This is a genomic window from Ignavibacteria bacterium (genome assembly GCA_041649015.1).
GTDB lineage: Bacteria > Bacteroidota > Ignavibacteria > Tepidaquicellales > Tepidaquicellaceae > CAIKZJ01.
This window is the reverse complement of the sequence record JBAZNU010000007.1, coordinates 28229-52338: the sequence shown is the minus strand read 5'-3', so window position 1 is coordinate 52338 and position 24110 is coordinate 28229. Positions and strand designations below refer to the sequence as shown.

Annotated in this window: 16 protein-coding genes; 9 read left to right on the top strand and 7 right to left on the bottom strand. The window is 34.9% G+C overall.

Annotated features, from left to right (window positions below; translation table 11 throughout):
• Window positions 1-127 precede the first annotated feature (127 nt).
• The 3 genes from WC644_11345 to WC644_11335 all read left to right on the top strand — a co-directional run bounded on the left by WC644_11345 (window position 128) and on the right by WC644_11335 (window position 6232).
• Window positions 128-1375, top strand: a complete 1248-nt coding sequence (locus tag WC644_11345; protein MFA5012531.1) for a T9SS type A sorting domain-containing protein — start codon at window positions 128-130, stop codon at window positions 1373-1375.
• A 22-nt stretch (window positions 1376-1397) separates the two neighbouring features.
• Window positions 1398-2618 carry a T9SS type A sorting domain-containing protein gene (locus WC644_11340; GenBank protein ID MFA5012530.1) on the top strand — a complete coding sequence of 407 codons (1221 nt, stop codon included), beginning with the start codon at window positions 1398-1400 and terminating at the stop codon, window positions 2616-2618.
• 176 nt (window positions 2619-2794) lie between these two features.
• Complete coding sequence (locus WC644_11335; protein ID MFA5012529.1) at window positions 2795-6232, top strand: T9SS type A sorting domain-containing protein; 3438 nt, start codon at window positions 2795-2797, stop codon at window positions 6230-6232.
• A gap of 115 nt (window positions 6233-6347) precedes the next feature.
• On the opposite strand, the gene WC644_11330 is transcribed toward WC644_11335, so the two are convergent.
• Genes WC644_11330 through WC644_11320 form a run of 3 tightly spaced genes read right to left on the bottom strand, consistent with a single transcriptional unit; the run spans window position 6348 to window position 7525 of the window.
• Window positions 6348-6737 carry a DUF2752 domain-containing protein gene (locus tag WC644_11330; GenBank protein MFA5012528.1) on the bottom strand — a complete coding sequence of 130 codons (390 nt, stop codon included), beginning with the start codon at window positions 6735-6737 and terminating at the stop codon, window positions 6348-6350.
• Window positions 6738-7076, bottom strand: a complete 339-nt coding sequence (locus WC644_11325; GenBank protein MFA5012527.1) for a hypothetical protein — start codon at window positions 7074-7076, stop codon at window positions 6738-6740. It lies immediately after the preceding gene.
• A gap of 38 nt (window positions 7077-7114) precedes the next feature.
• Complete coding sequence (locus tag WC644_11320) at window positions 7115-7525, bottom strand: hypothetical protein (GenBank protein ID MFA5012526.1); 411 nt, start codon at window positions 7523-7525, stop codon at window positions 7115-7117.
• Window positions 7526-7644: 119 nt separating this feature from the next.
• Between WC644_11320 and WC644_11315 the strand changes: the two genes are divergently transcribed.
• Window positions 7645-8571, top strand: coding sequence for a BadF/BadG/BcrA/BcrD ATPase family protein (locus WC644_11315; GenBank protein MFA5012525.1), 927 nt, complete (start codon window positions 7645-7647; stop codon window positions 8569-8571).
• Window positions 8572-10143 (top strand): glutamine-hydrolyzing GMP synthase, encoded by a 1572-nt coding sequence (gene guaA / locus WC644_11310; protein ID MFA5012524.1) that lies wholly within the window; start codon window positions 8572-8574, stop codon window positions 10141-10143.
• A gap of 228 nt (window positions 10144-10371) precedes the next feature.
• Here the strand turns inward: guaA and WC644_11305 are convergent, their stop codons facing one another.
• A complete protein-coding gene (locus tag WC644_11305) occupies window positions 10372-11844 on the bottom strand; it encodes a PQQ-dependent sugar dehydrogenase (GenBank protein MFA5012523.1) in 1473 nt (490 codons plus the stop codon).
• A gap of 180 nt (window positions 11845-12024) precedes the next feature.
• Here WC644_11305 and WC644_11300 point away from each other — a divergent pair, with 180 nt between their 5' ends.
• Genes WC644_11300 through nuoF form a run of 4 tightly spaced genes read left to right on the top strand, consistent with a single transcriptional unit; the run spans window position 12025 to window position 15615 of the window.
• Entirely contained in the window at window positions 12025-12501 is a 477-nt protein-coding gene (locus WC644_11300) for an NADH-quinone oxidoreductase subunit C (GenBank protein ID MFA5012522.1), read from the top strand.
• Between the two features lie 6 nt (window positions 12502-12507).
• On the top strand, window positions 12508-13785 hold the full coding sequence (gene nuoD / locus WC644_11295; protein MFA5012521.1) for an NADH dehydrogenase (quinone) subunit D: 1278 nt from the start codon (window positions 12508-12510) through the stop codon (window positions 13783-13785).
• A gap of 16 nt (window positions 13786-13801) precedes the next feature.
• Entirely contained in the window at window positions 13802-14284 is a 483-nt protein-coding gene (locus tag WC644_11290) for an NAD(P)H-dependent oxidoreductase subunit E (protein ID MFA5012520.1), read from the top strand.
• 41 nt (window positions 14285-14325) lie between these two features.
• Complete coding sequence (gene nuoF / locus WC644_11285; protein ID MFA5012519.1) at window positions 14326-15615, top strand: NADH-quinone oxidoreductase subunit NuoF; 1290 nt, start codon at window positions 14326-14328, stop codon at window positions 15613-15615.
• Between the two features lie 13 nt (window positions 15616-15628).
• On the opposite strand, the gene rnr is transcribed toward nuoF, so the two are convergent.
• Genes rnr through WC644_11270 form a run of 3 tightly spaced genes read right to left on the bottom strand, consistent with a single transcriptional unit; the run spans window position 15629 to window position 24104 of the window.
• Entirely contained in the window at window positions 15629-17758 is a 2130-nt protein-coding gene (gene rnr, locus WC644_11280; protein ID MFA5012518.1) for a ribonuclease R, read from the bottom strand.
• A 12-nt stretch (window positions 17759-17770) separates the two neighbouring features.
• A complete protein-coding gene (locus tag WC644_11275) occupies window positions 17771-19459 on the bottom strand; it encodes a phospholipase D-like domain-containing protein (protein MFA5012517.1) in 1689 nt (562 codons plus the stop codon).
• A gap of 4 nt (window positions 19460-19463) precedes the next feature.
• Window positions 19464-24104, bottom strand: coding sequence for a translocation/assembly module TamB domain-containing protein (locus WC644_11270; protein ID MFA5012516.1), 4641 nt, complete (start codon window positions 24102-24104; stop codon window positions 19464-19466).
• Window positions 24105-24110 lie beyond the last annotated feature (6 nt).

The following is a 24110-nucleotide window of genomic DNA, read 5'->3' as shown; positions in this document are numbered from 1 at the left end:
AAATCTATTTAAAAACTTAATAAATTATGATTAAGAAAATTACATTTATATGTTTACACTTATTACTTCTATCAGTAGATCTGCTAATGAAATGAATACTTAAAATTAATCATAAGAATAAAGAAACATGAAAAGAATATTCACAACAATAATAATATTAATGTTGGCTTTGGGTCTTGAAGCACAGCCGCAGTGGGTACAATACACAATGAGTAACTCAGGGCTGCCAAGTAATTCAGTTGGTACTGTTCTTATAGACAGCAATAATGTTAAATGGATTACAACCGGTAACGGTTTTGTAAGGCTGAAAGGCAATACCTGGACGGTTTATGATACAACAAATTCCGGAATGCCTTCAAATTGGTGTACATCTGTAGTGAAGGATATGAAAAACAATTTATGGATCAGGATTTTGGATATAGGATATGTAAAATACGATGGGATAAACTGGACTGTTTATAATGATGAGAGTACAGGATATGGAGTTCATAGTAGTACCTGCATCAGTATTGATAGTATAAACAATAAATGGGTTTGTTATGCTTCAGGACTATTGAAGTACAATGATACAATCTGGACGCGTTATCATACAGGAAATTCAGGGATACCAAGCAATGGAGTGTATCAGGTTTTTTGTGAAGGTAATATTGTTTGGGTAGGGACAGTAGAGGCAGGTGCTGGTAGGTATAACGGGCAAACCTGGACAACATATAATGTTTACAATTCGGGATTGCCAAGCAATTTTATTTATAAAATAAATAGAGATTTGAATAACAATATCTGGTTTGCAACATATAATGAAGGTGCTGCAAAATTTAATTACATCCAAAATCAATGGACACTTTATAACACATATAATTCAAGCATTCCAAGTAATTATGTAAAGGTAGTTTATATAGATAATAATAATGTAAAATGGATAGGAACGATGAATGGTTTTGCTATCTTTAACGATACAACATGGCAAGTGTTTCCTTATTCATTAACTGGAAATGTTAGTAATTTCGCAAAAGACAAATACGGAAATATGTGGCTTTGCGGAGGAATCGGATTATATGTTTATAATCCAACTGGTGTGGTAGGAATAGAGAATAATACGGACATTGTACCTGAAAATTATTTAATAATCAGAAATTATCCTAATCCGTTTAATTCAAGAACAAAAATTGAAGTTACAATCCCTGAAAGCTCGCATATGAGTTTAAATATATATGATATTAATGGCAGGTTAGTAGAAAAAATATCAAAAGGCAATTACAGAAAAGGGACTTACACATTTAGTTTTAACGCAGATAATTTAACAAGTGGAGTTTATTTTGTTCATTTAAAAACAGAAAATGAAATAAGGTCAAATAAAATTGTTTTATTAAAATAGAAAAAATAAATAATCACTGAACATGAAAAGAATATTCACAACAATAATAATATTGTTCGCTATTGTTCTTGAAGCCCAGCCGCAGTGGGTATCATATAATCAGGTTAACGCAGTTAATGACATTGCGTTTGACTCATTAAATAATAAATGGGTGGCAACGGGATTTGGGGGCCTTGCAAAACTAACAGGAAATACCTGGTCTCACTTTGACACATTAAATTCCAATATTCCAAGTAATCTTGTAAGGACTATTGCAATCGATAAAAGAAATATTATCTGGATTGCAACAAATAAAGGTATTGGAAGGTATGATGGAGTTAACTGGGTAAAATATGATACCGTAACACTTTTGTCTGTTTTTGAGATGGTGGTGGATAATAATAATGTAAAATGGATGGCATCTATAGGAAATGGTTTAATTAAATATAATGATACAAATTGGACGTATTACAAAACAAATAATTCTGGGATTCAAACAAACGGAATATCTGGAATTGCATTGGAAAATAATTTAAAATGGTTGGCTACTGGATACGATGGAATAATTAAATATAACGATACAAATTTCATTAATTACAATTATTCAAATTCTGGAATACCATCCAATATGGTAAGATGTATATCGGTAGATCAGTATGGGGATAAATGGATGGGTTTTCATACGGCATATGCTGCAAAATTCAATTCAATAAATAATATTTGGACATATTATAATAATACATGGCCTGGTATATTTGGTGGTACTGTATATAATGTTTATAACGATAGCAGGAACGTAAAATGGTTTGGAACTCAAAATGGTCTTTTTAAATTCAATGATACAATATTATTAAACTGTAATCCACCTGTTCCGAGCCCAAATTCATTTGGCGAATTTAAAGAGGATAAATACAATAATGTTTGGTTTTGTGGAAATGCTTTATATGTTTATAACCCGAATGGTGTAGTGAATATAGGAAATAACTTTAATAATGTTCCAAAAAGTTTTATTGTTAATCAAAATTACCCTAACCCATTTAACAATGAAACAAATATAAAATATGAAATTCCTGCAAACGGCAATATCAGTGTTTTCTTGTATGATGTTTTAGGAAGAAATATTGCTACTGTACTGAGTGAAAATAAGAACGAAGGAATATACAACTTGAGGTTATCATTTGACAAGTATTCAAGCGGGGTATATTTCCTGAAGTTTAACTTTAATAATACGTCGATTGTAAAAAGAGTAATATTAATGAAATGAATAACATTAAAGGACTTATAAGAGGACCTTAGTTAGCAAGTTTACTAAACAGGGTTACAAAATTTAAATTTAAAAAGCGGCGAAGAAATTCGCTTAAATGATTACCACATCAATTAGTCGCTGGGCTATGCCCTTCCTTCGCCGTTTTATTTTACGAATTATAAACTTATATAAAAATGATAAAAGTAATCTTAACAATAATCGTATTTTTAACATGTTTATGTTCAGCAATTGCTGAATGGGATTTAACTTTAATTAGAACTGTACCAGGTAAAACAAATATGAAGCTTTTGACGGTTCCATTTGAAGGATTAAACAGACAATCTGTAAACCCTAACGATAGTAATCGAAGATTTCTAATATTTAATGGACCAATTCACAGAAGGTTCGTTGGATATGAAATATATAATAAATCAATTTTATATCAATCTACTGATAGCAGTGATTTACGTTTAGCATCTTGTTTTAGTGAGGTTGTTTCAACTGGAAAAGGTGTGTATGGATTTGGCAAATACTTAATTGAGTTCCAAAATTTTAATAACACTTCTAAAAATATCAGTTTTATTTTTAATACGCTTGATAGCAAAGCTGGAATGGACAATGTATTAAATGGAAGACCTTATCATTCAGATTGGACAATGCAATATTATGAGACCGATAAATCTGCATACGTTATTATTGATAATGGTGATTCATCCAGTTACAGATACATCGATACTGTTTTTTTAGGACAGACAAACAGAGAAATAAATTACTGGTATGCTTATTGGAGGGAACAAGCTCCGCTTGCGAAGGATTTTTACGTAAAAACAACACCTTTCCCAATGAATCCATATTTAGTTAATGATACCAATAAATTATATAATATTAAAATAGGAACAAAAATAACTTTTGATACTGTTTATCATAACTTTGGTGAACAGGACAGGTTCGGTTATAATACTGTGGAAACAAACGGACCTTATGATTATTACAATGACCCACCAAATATTCCGGATTATGATTCTTTGCAAAAGGGTAACATTTTTACTACGCCGGCATATTACTATTTTACGAATGATCCATCAGGATGGACACTTGGTATGAAAATAACAGCAGAGAATTCAGATACTATTATATTAAATAAGAATAAGAAATTGTATATTAATGGTTTCGATTATAATTCTGGTGGTGACACACTTTTTATGAAACAAGGAAGTACAATAATTAAAGAAGACTCTGCAAAGCTTAATGCTTGTTTTGGAGGTGTAATAATAGATGAAGGCTGCAATTCTGTTTGGTCAGCAAATTCGATGCAAAGAATTTACGAATATTCAAGATTAATATACAGTGGTACTTCGCATTTGGTTAATAATGGAGGCAAAGTTCAGATAGACGGATATGCAACTTTATCACTCGCTGCTAATACCACTTTAGTATTTGACGGAAGCAATACAAACCTTGAATTAAAACCCAACTCCATCGTCCAGCTTGGTGAGAACGCAAAAATAGAATTCAAGAACGGAGCATATCTTATAGCAGACGGAAGCGATATTTCCTCAGCTCAGGGCAGTCACGGTAGGGGAATAGTTCTTGAAAATGCTGGTGAGCAGACTTCAATAACAAATTGTACGTTTACAAACCTACGCAATTCAATATTCGTGAAGAATACCGATTCAAACTATTTCGGAGTTTTTAAGAATATCAGCAATGATACATTCTATACAGACGCAAGCTGTAACTACGTTATCGAAGCAAAGAATGCAAATAACATAACCGTATCTAACAATTATATATCTATGACGCCGGGTAAAGGGGTCGGGATTCTTATGCGGTATTATATAAACCAGGGCAACGAAGAGTCAGCTTCACCAACTTATGCAGTAAATGTCATGGGAAATGTAATTTCAAACGGAATTGTATCCGCTGCTTTTATTTCATTCACAAATTCTTACCCTTACATTAATTTCAAATACAATTATTGCAATGGTAGTGTTTCTAACACAAACATTGCATACAGACAAACATACGGAAATATAAAATATAATTTTATTGCAAATAGCTCAGGAAAGAATCTTGACCTGATTCAAGCTCATCCGGACGTACTTTCAAACACTTTTGAATCGTATATTATGAATGTGACGATTAACGATTCTTATCCATATCTTGCTCCTATTTCAACCAGCTCCGACGGTGGTTGGGTATGGAGAGGAGGAAAAAATACTTTAACCAGTACCTCTAACGGAAATATCTATTACAACAATGGAAATGCCTTGCTGGACTGGGGTCAAAACATTTTTTATAAAAGTTATTACAATTTTCATTTACAGGGACGAATAAACGAACCCTCAGGTGTGTATTATGTAAGAAACAATTGTTTTAATGGCAGTAATATTCCGAGCACATCATTAAGAGACTATTATTCGGATACTACTGTGGTTATCCCATATTACGAAGGTTCAAACTTTTCTTGTAATACATCTGATGCAGGAACAATATGGCTAATTGATGACCTTGGTAACGGATTCTATGACACATTGTACAGAACTAATGATAACTCAGGGTATCAGCCGGATGAGGATGAAGGTTTATACTCATCTGCAATTATAAAGAAATTAAACGACGATAATTACGGAGCAGTTTCAACGTTTAAGACGTTAATAAATGCTCACCCTCAAAGTTCATATACTGAAGCCTGTTTATACGATCTGTATGAATGTTACCATAAGCTTGATACCTCAGCAAATCAAACAACACACGATATTTTGTATTCCGATCTGAAATACTTCCTTGACTCAAGAATTGAATCAGGTCTGTACAGCGATGAATTCAATTTAATCGCTTACAATATTACAGTTATGTGTCTGGCGTCAATTTCTGAGTATTACGAAGCAATGTCGGGGTATGAATTCATAGCTCTTTACCATCCCGATGAATATTTAAGTTTTCTCGCAAGCTGGGATTATGCTGAAATAGAAGACCTGATGAACGGCTCGGGCGGAATTTCAAGTAAAGAAGAAAACATGACACAGGAAGAGTACTATAAGAAATTGAAAAAGAGAATAGACAGAAAGATTAACGACGACCCTGTGAAGAAAATGGTAAAGAAATCATTTGATAGAACAAAAGCAGAAAAATTCTCAAAGATTGAGAAAGATGCAGCTTCAAGAACTAACAGCAATGAAACCGCAAAACAGGAAATAGCAAGAATGAAATCGAAATACGATGATGCAAAGATGAAAGCTGTTTCCATAATGCGTACTTCAAAATCTTTAACGAGAGAAGAAAAAGACAGGAAGCAAATTGAAGATATTCTGCTCACAAAAACAGAAGAAAACAAGGAATCTGCAACATTCAGCAATATAGTCCCTGACGAGTATAGTATTTCTCAGAACTATCCGAACCCCTTTAATCCAAACACAAAGATAAACTTTGCGTTGCCGAAGCAGGGATTCGTATCTCTGAAAATCTATGACATCACGGGCAGAGAAATTAAGACACTTGTAAACGAAGTAAAGCAGGCAGGATATTACACCGTTGATTTCAACGGCTCGCATTTAAGCAGCGGTGTATATTTCTACAGAATCAAAAGCGGTAATTTTGTAAGCGTTAAACGTATGGTGCTAATCAAATAAAGACATACCCAACATTTTAGTTTACTTTATCAAAACCCGCAGATACCTGCGGGTTTTTTTAATATTTAATAAGATATTGCAAGATCTTGATAGAATGATTATTTAATCACCCCCATTACAAATTTCTGAATATCCAGAATAGCAGTACAACGATTGCCGCAATTGTTATAGTTCTTGAGTTTACAGGTACTTTAGGCAGTTGTTTATTAAAAACTACCAGTTCAATAAAATAAACAATAGAATAAAAGATAAGCGGTGTGGAAACATAAACAAGAGGATTTAAAACATAAGCTTCGTTAAAATTAAAGTGCAGTATCTCATGCGTACCTCTCATTCCGCCGCAGCCCGGGCAAAGCAACCCCGTAACAGACTGAAACAAACAAGGCGGATAGTAATTTAAAACTGCCGGGTCCCAGAAGAATAAAACGATAATAAAAAAAACTGCGGCTGTTATAACCGCAGTTCCTTGAAATTTCTTATTTTCTAAAAGCCGGTCTATGCTCAATTATTTAACTAAATTGAACTTCTCTCCGTATTGTCCTATTAATGGCAGCGGTACTACTTTTCCGCCGAATGCATTTATTATTCCCATTATGTAAAACACGATTACGGCTATATACAGTATATATCCGAATCCGCATGTTACGACACCGATTATATTGACGAGTATGTTTACTATCAATAATACTATCGATTGTTCTGTGTGATACATCACAAATTTGTTCTTCTTGTATTCATCCATCAAAAGTGGAATAAAGAAAATCAAATAAGCGACAAACGCCATTGTTTTTCCTGATTCGATTTCTTCAGGTGTAATATTAAGATTTCTTGTAGATTCTGCCATTCCCTCTCCTTTTTTAAAAATTAATATTTAAAAAATTCTTATCTGAATATAGCTTTTATGCTACCCCAGGTATTTTTTATGCCGGAAACAGTATGCACCACAGTTATTGTGTTCGTATAGGTATAACTCCCATTGCCGTTTATGCATTTAAGTCTGTAATAATAAACGGATGACGTGGATTTGTTAACATCAACTCCGTTATCCTGATACGAATAGTATGAATTACTGCCGGTTGCACTTAATGTTTTGACATAAATAAAACTGTTAGGTGTGGAAGCACTGCGCTCTATTTCAAACTTAACTGTTCCATTTTCGTCTCCGGTTTTCCATTCAAGCATTATACCGTCAGAATTTGTTTTTCCCGTGAAATACTCAAATGTCAAACCCGCGTATGCAATACCGACTGTAACCAAAACAAAGAATAGTATTTTAGTAACCTTATTAATCATATATTTATTTGTATAAAGATAATTTCATTATATAATTAAAGCAAGTGAATTTTCTTAATACACCGCATAATTTTTCTTATTTCAGTTTCAAGTTTTTCGGATTTTTCATACATTTATTTATGAATTATAACGGTTTTTTTATTGGCATTGATTCAGGAGGTACTAATTGCAGAATCTCTGCTTGCGGCTCTGATTTTAAAGTAATACATTCCGTTGTTTTTCCTGCAATTCATTATTCTACAGCGGGCTGCCTTGATTTTTCATTGCATACTGCCAATAATATTAATCTTTTCTTGAATCAGTTTAATCAAAACATAACTGATTGCCTTGGTATATGCGCCGGTGTTGCAGGGGCAAGGTCAGCCGCAAATAAAGATGAGATAACTGATTCTCTCAAAGAAATACTTAAATTCGACAATATAATTATTGAGTCAGATACTATAATCGCATTCGAGGATGCACACGGAGATAAGGACGGTTTAGTTCTTATCTGCGGTACCGGCTCGGTCTTATTCGGAAGAATTGACGGTGAAATTATAAGACTTGGAGGCTGGGGAAAAATTCTCGGCGACGACGGCAGCAGTTATTTCCTTGCACTTAACTTCCTTAAAAAACTCGTTAAATATTTTGACAGGTACGATGAGCAAGCAGATATCGAAAAACTTCTCGAAGAAAAATTCCAAATAAACAGAAGAAACATAATAGATACAGTCTATCATAAAAAGTTTGACATTGCTTCCCTCTCCCCTTTCATCGTAGAGCAAGCTGAAAAAGGAGACCTTTTGTGCAGGCACGTTGTTGAAGCAGAGATAGAAAATCTTCTCGAACTCTTTGATGCATTCGAGAAGAAGCACAGCTCTGATGCTAAGCTTAATATTGCCTTTGCAGGCAGTCTCATAGAAAATAAAAATTACTTCTCTGATACACTTAGAAATTTGATAATAACAAATTTCCAAAAGGAATTTCTTATTCTCGAAAATCCCGTAAATGCGGTTAACGGAGCGTTAAAACTTGCTATAAATAAATTTTCAAAGAATAAAAGTTAAATGAAAACTGATATAATACTCATTCTTGATTTTGGTTCACAGTACACGCAGCTCATTGCGCGAAGGCTTCGTGAACTGAACGTTTACTGTGAAATCCAGCCGTTCAGCATAGACGTTGAAAAATACTTACTAAGTAAAAATGTTTATTCACTCAAAGGTATAGTCCTTTCAGGCGGACCTGCAAGCGTTCTTGAAAAAAACTCACCCGATATTAGTGAATCAGATTATTTATTCATTCGGAATTTGAATGTCCCTATTCTCGGTGTATGCTATGGACTTCAGCTTTTAGCAAAAAAATCAGGAGGTAAAATACATAAGGCAAGAGTTAGAGAATATGGTCATACAAAGGTAAAAACACTGAAATCAGCTATGTACAAAGGATGCCCGGCAAACCTCAATGTCTGGATGAGCCATGGCGACTCGGTTGACAAACTTCCTCATGGCTTTAAAGTCACTGCAAGAAGTTCAAACGGACACATAAGCAGTTTCGAAAATACAAATGAAAATATTTATGCCCTGCAGTTTCATCCCGAAGTAATCCACACTGAAAAAGGACTTACTATACTCGAAAATTTTGCATTCAAAATATGCAAAGTTAAAAACCTGTTTAAGCCCGTATCCTTTATTCACCAAAAGATAAAGGATATCAAGGACATTGCCGGAAACGATTATGTAATCTGCGCTCTCAGCGGCGGTGTGGATTCTTCAGTCGCTGCTGTTCTCGTGCAAAAAGCAATCAGGCATAAATTAATTTGTATTCATATCGATAACGGCCTGATGAGAAAAAACGAAAGCAAACAAATCATAGATTTATTTATAAAACATTTTAAGTTTAATCTTATCTTTGCTGATGCCTCGGAGTTATTCCTTAAAAGATTAAAGGGAGTTGTTGACCCGGAAAAGAAAAGGAAAATAATAGGTAAAACTTTTATCGATGTGTTCGAAGCCGAGGCAAAGAAGCTGCGTAAAAGAGGAATCAAGATTAAATATCTTGTTCAGGGAACACTGTATCCCGACGTTATCGAATCAGTTTCTTTCAAGGGTCCCTCTGTCACTATTAAATCTCATCATAACGTCGGGGGGCTGCCTGCAAAAATGAACTTAAAACTTATTGAACCCTTCCGCGAACTGTTTAAAGACGAAGTAAGAAAGATTGGTTTTAAACTCGGATTGCCGAAGCAATTTATAAACCGTCACCCATTCCCGGGTCCCGGTCTTGCTGTAAGGGTATTAAGCGATTTGACAAAACCCAAGCTCGAACTTCTTCGCGATGTGGATGATATTTTTATTAACGAACTTTACAACTTTAAACTTTACGATAAAATCTGGCAGGCTTTTGCAGTCCTCCTCCCCGTTCAGACTGTCGGCGTTATGGGAGATGAACGCAGCTATGAAAACGTAGTCGGGCTAAGAGCCGTTACTTCTACAGACGGTATGACTGCCGACTTCTATCAGTTCGAAAAAGAATTTCTGACGATCGTTTCAAACAAAATAATAAATTCAGTTAAAGGCGTTAACCGCGTCGTTTACGATATCAGTTCAAAACCACCTGCAACTATTGAGTGGGAATAAAATTGTCATAATATAGTATCTCCGCTATATTTTCAAAAAACAAAATGGGCTGTTTTCAGTCATAAATTCCTCTTGAAAAGTCAGTCTTTGATTGGCTCTATCTTGTACTCTAATTGGCCTCAAATTGGTCTCTCCTTTTTTGTGCGAATCAGAGTCTTTAAACTACCCTATATAAACAAAAAACCCGCCTCAAAGAAGCGGGTTTTTTTATGGTCAATTCTTGCCTGATTATTTTATCATCAGCATTTTTCTTGTCTCTGTAAAATTATCCGATGAAAGCGTATAAAAATAAATTCCGCTCGGGATATTTTTCCCATTTTCATCCGTACCGTTAAAATTAACGTTATATCTTCCCGATGATTGTGAACTGTTTACCAACGTTCTTACGTGTTTACCGTTCACGTCAAAAACCTGCAGTTTGACAATTCCCGTTTTCGGCAGGTAGTAACTAATCATCGTACTTGGATTAAACGGATTAGGATAATTCTGATACAGGTTATATCCTTCAAGTTTCAATTCGTTGTTTTCAATTCCTGTTGCAAGAGGGCTTTTATTAAACCGCCAAATCTTCCCCGATGCAGCTGATGCAAGCACATAAAGCTCATTGTACTGGTCAACACCGAAGGATGTTAATGCCATAGATTTCTGAGTCAGCAATGAATCTGAGGTCACTACTCCATTGTTATACCTCAGCATCCATATTCTTCCTGAACAGTAATCGCCATAAATGTATGCACCTCTTAATTCAGGTCTTCTGTCACCTCTGTAAACATAACCACCTGTGACAGAACAATCCCCTGCGCTGTGATTATATGCTTTAATTGGAAGTTTCTTTCCCGAAGTATCACATCCTGTTGAAGGACTGTAACATACAAATCCTTCCATGACTTTCCAGCCGTAGTTCTTCCCGTTTTCAATAATGTCAATCTCTTCCCAGTTGCCCTGACCCACGTCCGCACAGTATATAAGCCCTGTTACAGGGTCCTGACTATACTTCCAGGGATTTCTCATTCCCCATGTGAAAATTTCTTCTTTACCTGCTGTCGGATTGTTATAAAACGGATTTGTTGTCGGTATAACATATCTTTTTGTCGCTGTCGTGTCATTGATATCAATTCTTAACATCTTTCCAAGAAGTACCTGAAGGTTCTGAGCATTGCCGTTAGGATCTCCCCCACTTCCACCGTCACCCATTCCCACGTAAAGATAGCCGTCCTGTCCGAACATAACAGTACCGCCGTTATGATTCGAAAAAGGCTGGTTTATCTCGAAAATTTTATACTCGCTTAAAGAGTCAATTTTATTGGGGTTGCTCGACTGTACCTTGAACCTCGAAACAACTGTCCTCAAGGGTGAACCCGCCGTATAATTTATAAAGATATATCCGTTTGTAGAATAATTCGGATGAAACGCAAGTCCCAGCAATCCCTGCTCACCCGATGATGATGAAATCTTATTAGATACATTGAGAAATACATTCGTCTGTGCAGCAGTTACGTTTGAGTCATTCGGAAATACAATTATTTGACCCACCTGCGTAACTACAAACACCCTGTTCGTTCCGTCCCCTGCATGAGTTAAATGCAGCGCCTTATTAAAAGTAAGATTCGGATATGCATCTACAAGCGTTATGCTTGGATTCTGTGCTTTTGCGCATCCAATCAATGTTATTAAAATTAATGCTAAAAATGTTCTTTTCATTTATTTGATTTATTTATTTTGCTTTTATAACATATCTTTACGTTTCAAAATTCACATTTCTCAGTAAATATGAATATTTCAGATAAAAACATGTATTTTGTGTATTTTATGAATTTAAAGCCCATACTTTTTGTTATTTTTATTGATTACCCGAATTTTTATTTTCCTTAAAATTTTATAATGGAAAGATTAAATATTATTAAAGATAAGTTAAAGAATTTCAATATCGAGTTTTATGATATCAACGGTACACCCGGTATTATTGCAGCACCCGATAATGTTCTTGAAATTGCCGGTTTATTAAAAAACGATAAAGAACTGTCGTTTGAGATGTGCAGGGATGCGATTGGAGTTGATAGGTTTCAGAAAAAGAACAGGTTTGAAATTATTTATAGTCTGTATTCTCTTACTTTCAAAGACAGATTGTTTTTGAAAGTCCTGCTCGATACCAAGAATCCCGAGACACCATCATTGACCCCGGTTTGGACGGGTACAAACTGGTATGAACGTGAAGCCTACGATATGTTTGGTATTATCTTTAAAGGACATCCTGATTTAAGAAGAATTTATATGCCGGAAGAGTTCGAGTACCACCCGCTCAGAAAAGACTTTCCGCTTATGGGTATTCCCGATTCTCTTTATTTACCAAAGAAATAAATTACTATGACGCATTCAGTATATCAAAGATTAAAAGAAAACGACCCGGAAATTCCTAAGTCTAAAATTCTTGAGGCTCTCGAGTCTTCGGATTTAAGTATAGAATTTGACGATGTTCTCGAGAATGAAATGGTTCTTAATATGGGTCCTCAGCACCCAGCTACGCATGGTGTTCTTAGACTTCTGATTTCTCTTGACGGTGAAACTATTAAACGAATCGTTCCTGACCTCGGATACCTGCACAGGGGTTATGAAAAACTTGCTGAAAATATGTCATACCATGAGTTTATTCCTCATACAGATAGATTGGATTACCTTCAGCCGATTCACAATAACGTTGCTTATGCTCTTGCTGTAGAAAAACTTCTTAATCTCGAAGTACCGGAACGCGGAACGTACATCAGAACAATATGTGCAGAACTCGGTAGAATTCAGTCGCACCTTATTGCCTACGGTACAACTGTCATGGATACAGGCGGCTTAACTCCTTTTCTATGGTGCATGCGTGAACGCGAAAAGATTCTTGATATATATGATATTTTTGTGGGAGTTCGTTTCACAACTTCTTATACACGTATCGGCGGCGTTGCAAATGATATCTCTGATGAAGCAATCGCTGCTACACGAAAGTTTATTGATGAGTTTCCCGGTTATCTGAAAGAAATGAGAGATATAATAGAACGTAACAAAATATTTGTGGACAGACTTGAAGGTATCGGTTACATGTCTAAAGAAGATATTATAAATTATGGTATCAACGGTCCCATTCTCCGAGCAGCGGGTGTTGAAAGAGATTTAAGACGGGATGAACCTTACCTTGTTTACGATAAAATGGACTTTGATGTTATTACAGCAACTGAAAGCGATTGCCTCGCTCGATTCTGGGTAAGGTTTCAGGAGATGTATGAGTCTGTAAAAATAATCAGACAATGCCTTGATAACCTTCCCGGAGGACAGGTAAATGCAATAGCCCCAACGAAAACTCTTCCTAAAAAAGAGAAGATATACACAAAGATGGAAGAGCTCATAAACGATTTTATGCTGATTAATTTCGGACAGAACCCTCCTGTTGGCGAATCATACGGTGCAATTGAATCTTCAAAAGGTGAACTCGGTTTTTATATTATAAGCGACGGAAGCGGTCATCCGTTCAGAATGAAAATACGCTCGCCATCGTTTAGCAACCTTCAGGGACTTCCGGTTATGATGAAGGATTCCTTTATTTCCGATTCTGTCGTAATTATCGGAGGACTTGACCCTGTAATGGGCGAAGCAGATAAGTAAAATTAATTTTATTAAGATGTCATTATTTAACGAAGAAGAATTAAAGAAAGTAGAAGAGATTAAATCCCGTTACCCGTCTTCACAGGCGGCTTTACTGCCTGTGCTCTGGATGGTACAGGAAAAAGAAGGTTGGATATCAGAAGATTCAATGATATATGTCGGCGATTTGCTTAAAGTATCTTATGAGCATATTCTCGGCGTAGTTACTTTCTATACAATGTTTAATAAACAACCCCGCGGAAAATACCATTTGCAGATATGCACTAACGTTTCATGTATGCTTAGAGGAGGATATGATTTATTTAAACTCGCATCCGAAAAACTTGGTATAAAGAATAATGAAACTACAGAAGACAAGTTGTTCACTATTGAGGAGGTTGAGTGTCTCGGAAGCTGCGGTACCGCTCCGATGATTCAGGTTAATAACAAAGAGTACTACGAAAATCTTACTGTTGAAAGTTTCGATAAACTTATAGACGACTTTAAAAAGTCTCATTAATTGTTCTTATATTTAATCCAACATTGAACTTGAAATAATATATGAAAATAATTCTAAAAGATATTCCTGATTTACATAAGATTGATGTTTATGAAGCAAACGGCGGTTATAAGGCTATCCGCAAAGCTATTAAGGAGATGGCACCTGATGAGGTTACTAATGAAGTCAAAAGCTCAAATCTCCGAGGTCGAGGAGGTGCATGCTTCCCGACAGGTTTGAAATGGACTTTCATGCCAAAGCAAACTGATAAGGATAAGTATCTTTGCTGCAACGGTGATGAATCAGAACCCGGCAGTTTTAAGGATAGAGAAATCTTTGAAAAGAATCCTCATCAGTTTATTGAAGGAACACTGCTTGCATGTTATGCAATGGGAATTAAAGCTGCTTACGTTTATATAAGAGGCGAGTATTATAAATGGATAAACCTACTTCAGGATGCTCTTGATGATGCTTATAAGAAGGGATATGTAGGAAAAAATATTTTAGGAAGTAATTTCTCGACGGATATTTATATACATAGAGGTGCGGGTGCATATATCTGCGGCGAGGAATCTGCTTTAATGAATTCAGTCGAAGGCAAACGGGGATACCCAAGGGTGAAGCCGCCTTTTCCTGCTGCTTACGGCTTGTGGGGTTGCCCTACTACAATTAATAATATCGAAACACTTACAAACGTTCCTGAAATAATTAATAACGGCGCTGCATGGTTTACGGGAATTGGTGCCCCCAAACATCCGGGTACTTTACTTTTTGGTGTCAGCGGACACGTAAACAAACCCGGTGTATACGAATTACCGACAGGCACTCCTTTGATGACGATTATTAATGATATCTGCGGCGGTGTTACAAACGGCAAGGATATAAAAATGGTTATCCCGGGAGGTTCTTCAATGCCCCCTCTCACTAAAGAAGAATGCCTGAGCGCTAAGATGGATAATGAAAGTCTTAAGGAATTTGGTTCTTCAATCGGCACTGCGGGCGTTATGGTTATGGATGAAGATACTGATATACTTAAAGTTTTGATTCGTATATCTAAATTCTACTATCATGAATCCTGCGGACAATGTACACCTTGCCGCGAGGGTACGGGCTGGCTGTTAAGAGTCTTGAAGAGAATTGATTCAGGAGAAGGAAGACTTCAGGATTTGGATTTGCTGACCTCTGTTGCTGAGAACATCGAAGGAAATACTATCTGTGCACTCGGCGATGCCGCAGCATGGCCTGTGAAATGGACTATAAAGAAATTCCGAAGTGATTTTGAGAAAAAAGTTTCTGATAATAATTTAGTCGTCCCTGTAATGAATAAGGTGCATTCCTTACGAATGGAGTAATATCGGAAGTAAATTATACTATTACAAAATCTATCTTGCGGGTCTCAGTATTTGCTTGTATAAGTTTTACTCTTAAACGGTCGCCTGCTTTAAACATCTTACGCTTTCTTGTACCAATGGCACAGTGGTTCTTTTCGTCATACTCATAATAATCACCCGGAATATCACGGAATCTTACCATACCCTCAACCATAAAATCATCAATTTCTACGAAAAGTCCAAACCTGCTTATCCCGGAAACGATAGCATTAAATTCATCCCCTACTTTATCCTTTATAAATTCAACCTGCAAAATCTTTTTCACTTCTCTTTCTGCTGCAACAGCATTCTGCTCCTGAACCGAGCAGTGCTTGCAGGTATCGCCAAGTGAATTTTGATATCGTTGAGGAATTTTAAGTTTCTCCTCTTTTGAATTATAATTATTGTAAAGATAAAGAAGTCTGTGAACGATTAAGTCTGGATATCTGCGTATAGGAGATGTGAAATGTGTATAGTCATCGAAACCTAATCCATAATGTCCGATATTCTCATTCGTGTAAACTGCTTTCGCCATGGACCGTATAAGCAAATCATTAATAATAAATTCTTCTGGTTTTCCCTTCACCATTTCGAGCAGTTTACGGATTTCATTTTTATCTTTGAGGTTTGCTTTGTAACCGAATTGTCTTATAAACTCCGATAGATTAAAAAGTTTATCAGCATCCGGCAAATCATGAACTCGGAATACAAAAGGAAGCGGCTGACGTATTTGCTTTTCAAGATTACTGACAAACTGAGTAACGCATCTGTTTGCCATGAGCATAAACTCTTCAATGAGTCGCATCGAATCCAATCTTTCTTTCACACCAATACTTCTTATAAGACCTTTAGAATCAATCTCGAAATATAATTCACGTGTATCGAAATCTATCGAGCCTTCGTTAATTCTCTTCTTTGTCAATGCTTGAGCAACTTTATGCAATAAAAGTAATTCTTTTACAAAATCGCCCTTCTTCTTTTCTATTATCTCTTGTGCCTCTTCATAAGTAAAACGTCTTTTACTTTTAATAAGACTTTTTGTCAACCTGTAATTTTTAACATCATAGTTTTTTCCCAACTCAATAAAAATAGTGAAAGCATACCTGTCAACATTAGGTTTCAATGAACATAAATCATTTGATAAAATTTCGGGAAGCATCGGGATTACTTTTGCAGGGAAATACACGCTCGTAGCACGTTTAAATGCTTCTACATCAATAGAAGAACCATCCTTTACAAAATAAGATACATCAGCTATATGAACTCCAATTATAAATCCATCTTTTATTTTCTGAATTGAAACAGCATCATCAAAATCTTTTGCATCTTCAGGGTCAATAGTAAAGATAGTTAATTCTCTTAAATCTTCCCGATCGGAATTCACTGAACCAATTTCCGACTTTTCCTTGTATTCTTTATAAACATTAGCAGTTTCTTCAACAACAATATCATCAAACCTATCTGTAAAACCATATTTCTTCATAACAGACTTTACCTCAACAAGCGTATCACCTGCTTTACCGAGAACTTCAACAACCCTTGCCTCAAGGTCAACTACACCGCTTTCAATATCATCCACATTAATAATTTCACAAACAACCTTATCGCCATATTGTGCACCATTAAAATCAGGTTTCCTTACAATTACATCAGCACGAATTCTCTTTGAATCAGGATAAACTTTAGCAAAGCTTCTCTTGGGGTCAAAAAAACCTGTTATATAATACGCATCCTTGTTAATTACTTTCGTAATTCTTGCAAATTCATTCCCCGTCTTTCCTTTATATGAACGCCTGAATTCTACCTTATCCCCTATCGAGACAGTCTGCCCCTTCTTCAGTTTGATATCAAGTACAAGAATCTTGCCCGAAGAATCTCTGTATTGAACTGCAATAGATTCATTATTACTTATTACCACATCACCCGTTAAATAAGTATTATCTTCGGCAGGAATGAAATAATATTTTCCATCTTTTTTGATATCATCAGATATTACGAGATCACTCAAAGCTTCTCTTAATAAACCCCTGTCAGTATTTGGTATATGAAGATTTCCTGATAAATGGTTAAATTTATAGTGAGTTCCTTTGTTCTTCCTTAAAAATTCAATTATTTCTTTATGCAGTTTGATTATATTTTATTTAGTTACAACAAGTTTTTTAACATCCGAGTATCCTTCAGACCTCAGTATATAATAATAAATTCCGCTTGAAAGTAAACTGCTGTTAATAGTGACCTGATAAACGCCCGGACTGAATCTTGAATTGACAAGTTCCTTAACTAACTGACCAAGGACATTATACAACTGAAGTTTTACATCTGTTGTTTTATTCACAGAAAATCTAATTACTGTTTGTGCATTAAAAGGATTTGGATAATTCTGGTAAAGTTTGAAATCAGAAGGTAATTCATTCGAAAAAGTATGAATATTTACAAGATGTCCGCTCACTTCTTTGTACCTTTGATGAAATTCCTGATAATATTGATTAGCAACCATTGGACTGTGTATCACTAAGATATTTTCGTCATTGAAAAGGTTTGATTCATTTGTCCAGTCTGCTGACCCCATTAAAACAGATGATGTATTGTAATTACCTGTCGGGTCGGAAATCATATATTTATGATGCATATTACCTGCCGTTGAATCCTGCCAAATATCAGCCCATAATTTCATAGAGTTAAAGAATGGTATATTAAGTTTTGACTTATCAAAAATACCTCTGATGTTTCTTTCAATTCTGATATTATACAATGCATCAAAAATACTCTGAGAATTAAAATCATAAGTACTGAATACAATGGTGGATAATGATTTACTAAAAAACTTTTTCATTTGAGAATGAACGCTATCCGATGGTCCGAAATATACTTCCGCATACACTCCATTAAGATTAACAATATGAGGAACATTATCCTTTTTGTTTGAGCCAAATTTTGAGAGTGTTGTATCCGGATAATTAGAATACGATCCCCACATTTCATCAATTTCTCTTGTGTATATATAAGCAAGAGTTCTATCGTTTATTTCAATTGCTGAGTTTTTATCTTCGTAAAAGCCTTTATTTGATATAGATGCGGATGATGTCCATACGTATACATTCTGTCCCGAACAAGTACATCTTGCATCAAAAACCCAGTAGTTAGCATTAAGACAATGTCCATTGATATTGTCATAATTCCTTTTAACAACCCTGATTCCATTTGCAATTAATGAGTCAACCCATCTTGAATTTTGTTTTCCGTCATAGATAAACCTAATTATTACTCCATTTTGATGAGCCCTAATTAATTCTGATGTTATTTCAGCAGCATCTTCAAAATAACTTGTTACGGCATCTATGTAATAACCTGATGTAACAATGCGGTCTAATAATTTTGCTCTTAAATCTGCATTACCCTCCGCAATAATCCCTGAGTTAACAGTTGTATCAACTGATTTATTAAAAAATACGCTGATTCTACCATAATTAACAGACTGTGTAGCAAACATCTGATTTGGGATTGTTGTGCTTCCCGAAAAAGAAGTAGAAGTAATATTATAATTGTATAAAGTATAAGGATTTAAAAATGTTAACACAACAGAATGGACGGTGTCCAACACAGGATTGTACAACGAATCCTTATATTCAATTGCTTGATAATTTGAATCACTAATCATCCATCTTACTTTGGAATCAGCCAACTCATTTGTCTTCCATGATATTTTTACAGAATAGACTTCGACCTCCGAATATTTTATATCACTAATTATCGGATTGGAATACAAACAGTTTTGAGAAAATACAAAATAACTAACGAGAATAGTAAACGTTAGAATAATTTTCATTGTATTAAAATTTTATTCTGTAAAACAAAGAACCGCCCGTCCTGCTGTCATTTGAAAGTACATTGTTCTGAGAAAACGGGTCAAAATACCTTTCAAGTTGTATTATCAAATTCTGAGATATATTATTAATACCCAGTATGTTATTTAGCGGATATTCTATAAGAAAGTTTGTATTCGATAAATCCCTAAGGATCTGTCCTCCTAATATTATAGTCGCTCCTCCAAATTGTGCTGTAAACCTAATATCTGTATTATCGGCAAAAGTACCTTTCTTTGCGTCATTATACGTAATATCTGTCTTCACAATAAATGGAAGATATGTATTAATAATATCCGATACATAGTTTGAAGCGAAACTTGTTCCCACATTTGCACCAACACTTGAAAACATTGATAAACGCTGGTCAGCATTAAGTTCATCTTTGAATCTTCCAAAAACAATAAAGCTTATGGCATCGTCAGTAGGATCACTGCCTCCATATGTACTTCCGTTTGATAACACCTCCCATTTTAATTTGGGACTCATTGCGTTTCCATTAACATCAAGTTTAATTTCAACTTCTCTTGATGCGTTATTATTGTTAGGATCAGTTGTTTTCGTGGCATACAGTCCCTTTATGTATAACTCGGGATTAACAACATCACCAGTAAAAAGCACATACCCTTCAGCTAAAAAACTTTTATAAAATTTATAGAATGAATTTTCACCAATATTAACCCTTCCTCTTGTTGAGAATGAAGGGGTCTCAAGGTTATCAAAAGTTATACTTGCAGACACGTTTCCTGTAAATTCCTGACCTGACTTTTCTTCTATAAGAAGTCTGCAGTAAATATCTTTGAGCGTATTTAATTTGATAAAGTATTTAAAATTACTTGCTTGGGTTTTCTTTTCCAATGTGTCGTTAATTAACTTAAAATAAGAGTCAAAGGGATCAAGTTTTGATTTCTCAAACATTGAAAGGCTATCACTATACTTAGCAAGAAAAAGCGTATCGCTTCTTAGTATAGAAGAATCGACTTTGACCCTATATATAAAGTTATCATCATAAATATTATAAGCAACCTTATACTGAGGAATTATTGAAATTCTACCTTCAGTTATATCGATGTTACCTGTCATGTATAAATTATCAGCATTTCCCTTTAACACTAAATCGTTTGAGGTTTTCCCGAATAGATTCCCATATACACCCATAACATTTTGCGTAACTGATTCATCAAGCAATTTACCTTCTCCTCTTATGCGAAGCTCCATGTCATTTAATGTCAGATTCGAAAAATCAATATACCCTCCCAAATTCATAATTTTATTTTTCGCTGTTTTATGCGTTATCTTAAAATCAGAAAAATTCAGTCTTTGTTTCTCAGTCGAGAGGAATGCGTCGAAATCATAATTTACTCCGGTCATATCAAATATAAATGAACCGTTCTTAACATTAAGATTACCGGAAAGCTGAGGTGTTTTAACAATTCCATTGATATCTATTTCACCGTTCATTCTTCCTTTCAGACTTGATATCACCGGTACAAACTGTTCCAGAATCTTTATTTGGAAATCTTTGCTGGCTATTTTTATATCAACCGGATTTAATAATATACTACTTCTGTCTACTTCATTTTTACTTGCGATAAGCGGATTATCATAAGGTAAACTACCGTCAATTAACAACGAACCTGCATTATTAGGATTGTAAAAAGCAACTTGAGGTTTTAATAAATTATTTTTGTAATTAACCAAAGCATCCATTCTTCCAAGCTTGATTTTTTGCGAACTGAGAAAATCAGTATTGGCTTCGAAATTAAGTTCCGGATTTTCAAAAGAACCTTTATAATCAATTTTTACCCTTCTGACGTTACCGTTTAACAGGTCATTTTTTTCAATATTCGGATTGAAGTGTTTTTGAAGTTTTGCAATGCTTATTCGATCTGCAGATAATGAAATATTACTGAAACCGTTTAGTGAGTATATTCCTGAAATGTTTAATCTTTGGTTTCCATCAGTAAGTTTAAAACTGGATATATCAAAATGATTTTTTGAGATTCCTGTATCATCAATAACATATTTTGCCATAATAGGCTCTGCGTTGTGAAGTTTGTACGAATCGAACTGAATGCTCATAGTATCAAACTGAATTCCGGCTATACTTTTCAGGAAAATTCCTGCACCCTGAGTATAAAAACTTTTTGATGAGTCAATTTTTACATAAGCAGACAAGGTTGGAAGATATGAGGAGGTGTTTAAATCTACACCTATCGTGTCAAAATTAATATTACCTGCTGACATATCGGATGCCCGGAAGTTTACATCAGCAAGATAAGAAAATGGTAAGTTGGTCTGATAATCGTTTTTCAGAAAAACTCTTACAACACTTTTTTTGAATAGAAGAGTCGTATCTCCGTACATAAAATCTTCAAACCGTCCAGCGACAGAAAACACCATCGTATTGTCGTCATTAAGCAGCCTGCCCCTTATGTCACACTTAAAAACCAGACTGCTGTCTTGAAGGATTAAGTTTAGCGGAAGGAGACTTTTTATTTTAATATAATATCTTAAGTCGGTTGAATAGGAATTATGTACATAAGACCTGATCCTGAAGTCAGATACCTCTGGATTAGAGAAAAATCCGAGCGTGTCCATATTTAGATTATTGGAAATCTGTTCTGATAATTGATCAATATTGTTTGTAACTATCCCCGGTAAATCTAAAAATCTAAACTTACCTGACGCTGTCAGATCAAGCAGGTTAGATTCAACTTTAACAATTCTTGCTGTATCTGTCTGCGAAAATTCTATTGACAACGGACTTGAGGGTAACATATAATCTGATAACATGGATTGATCCATCTGCACATTCAGTTTGCCTGTCAGATTATCAATATCTGTTCCATTACCCTGCACATCGAATGTAAAGTTTAAATCACTTCTATTTTCAGATCCCTTAACAAACGTTGAAATATCTAAATTATTAACATTACCTTTAAGGTTATAAGCAAGATTATCGATGTCTCTTACAATAATATTGCCGTCAATTTTTGCATAACCAGAATTAGATTTGTAATCAACATTCAGATCTATATTACCTGAATTTGCATCTATTGTACCACTTGACGATTCAATCCTTTGATCAAACAAAACCGTATTCTTAATATTATAGGATATTTTGTTAACCATGGTCTTGTAATCAACTCCTCTGCCGGATACAATAAAATCTCCCGTAATATTACTTCTCAAACTTTCATCTTTGATTATTCTCCCAATATCAATATTTTTTGTTGTAGCTTCAGCATCGTATACAAGTTCATTCTGAGTAATATCGAGAAATCCTTTGACTTCTGCATCGCCTGCTGTTGAACTCACAATAGCTTCAGCATTAAACTTCAATGGTTCACCTGTAAACTTAAAACTTGCCCTTACAATACCCAGATGACTGTAATCAGGTATCGGCAAACCCGGGGTTATTTCCTCTTCATCTTTTGGATTCAGAACGGCATTCCTGCAATCAACATCAAAATATAGTCTTGAAGGCTCATGCAGATTTTTAACCCTTCCGTTTATATCTAAAGTAGTACCATAGGGCAGAGTAACTAATAATTCATCCATCTTAAAATCTGCGTAGTTACCGTCTGCCTTCAGGTTAAGGAATACTGATCCATTCATAAAATTTATATCCGGTAGAAAATAAGTGAGATCATCAAAATCAAATTTATCCGTAATGATATCAACCACAAAGTTTTTCTTTTGAAATTCAAAGTAGTCTACCTTATTCTTGAGTGGATTAAGATTTTCAATGGAAGCAACCTTAATTTTTATGTTGGATTTCTCTGTAACCAAGCTAAGATTTTCAACTTTAGCAAGGTCGTCTTTGTCCAGAGAAGCATTGAATGATAAACCGATTAAGTTAAAATTAGAATTTGTTTTAAAAGAAATATTTTCAACATTAATATTCTTATCGTCGGGAAGGTATTGTGCATTAAGTCTAATGTTCAAAGATGAAACATCAAGGCTGTCTGAAGTCAGTGCATCTATTTTTCTCATTACTGCATCTCTTATCGGTATGCTTGAATCCTTTGCATCCAGCGATCTTAAGGAACCGTTCTTAATTTCAAAATTGTCAGCATATATTTTCCAATCAAATTCGCTTTTTGTTGTATCTTCTTCCTTCTTTTCTGATTCTAGCAGATATCCGATGTTCCAGACAAGGCTGTCATTCTTATCAAGAACCTTTGTGAAATTAATCTCAGGTTTTTCAAGAACCAGTGATTTGATTTTGATCTCTTTATTCGCAAGTCCTGATAGACTGAATTCAATATCGAGTAAATCAAGTTTGAACATCGTATCTTTCCTGACAGTAAGGGAAATGTTATAAAGCTTGAAATCCTTTAATATTGATCCTTCAATTCTTTCAATACTTAATCTTGATTCCTTTTCTGAAAGTATTTTGTTTATCTCATCGACACCATATTGAAGCAGCCAATTTTTGAAGAATGATGTTTGAACAAAAATAATTAAAGCAATAAAAAGCAGGAACAGAATCAGAAACAACTTGCGGAATAGTTTTCTTTTCTTCTTGGGCTTAGAAATCTTCTCCTGATTACTTTTAATTAGCTTTTCAGTTCCGACAATATTTTTAATATCTGAAGACAATTTTAC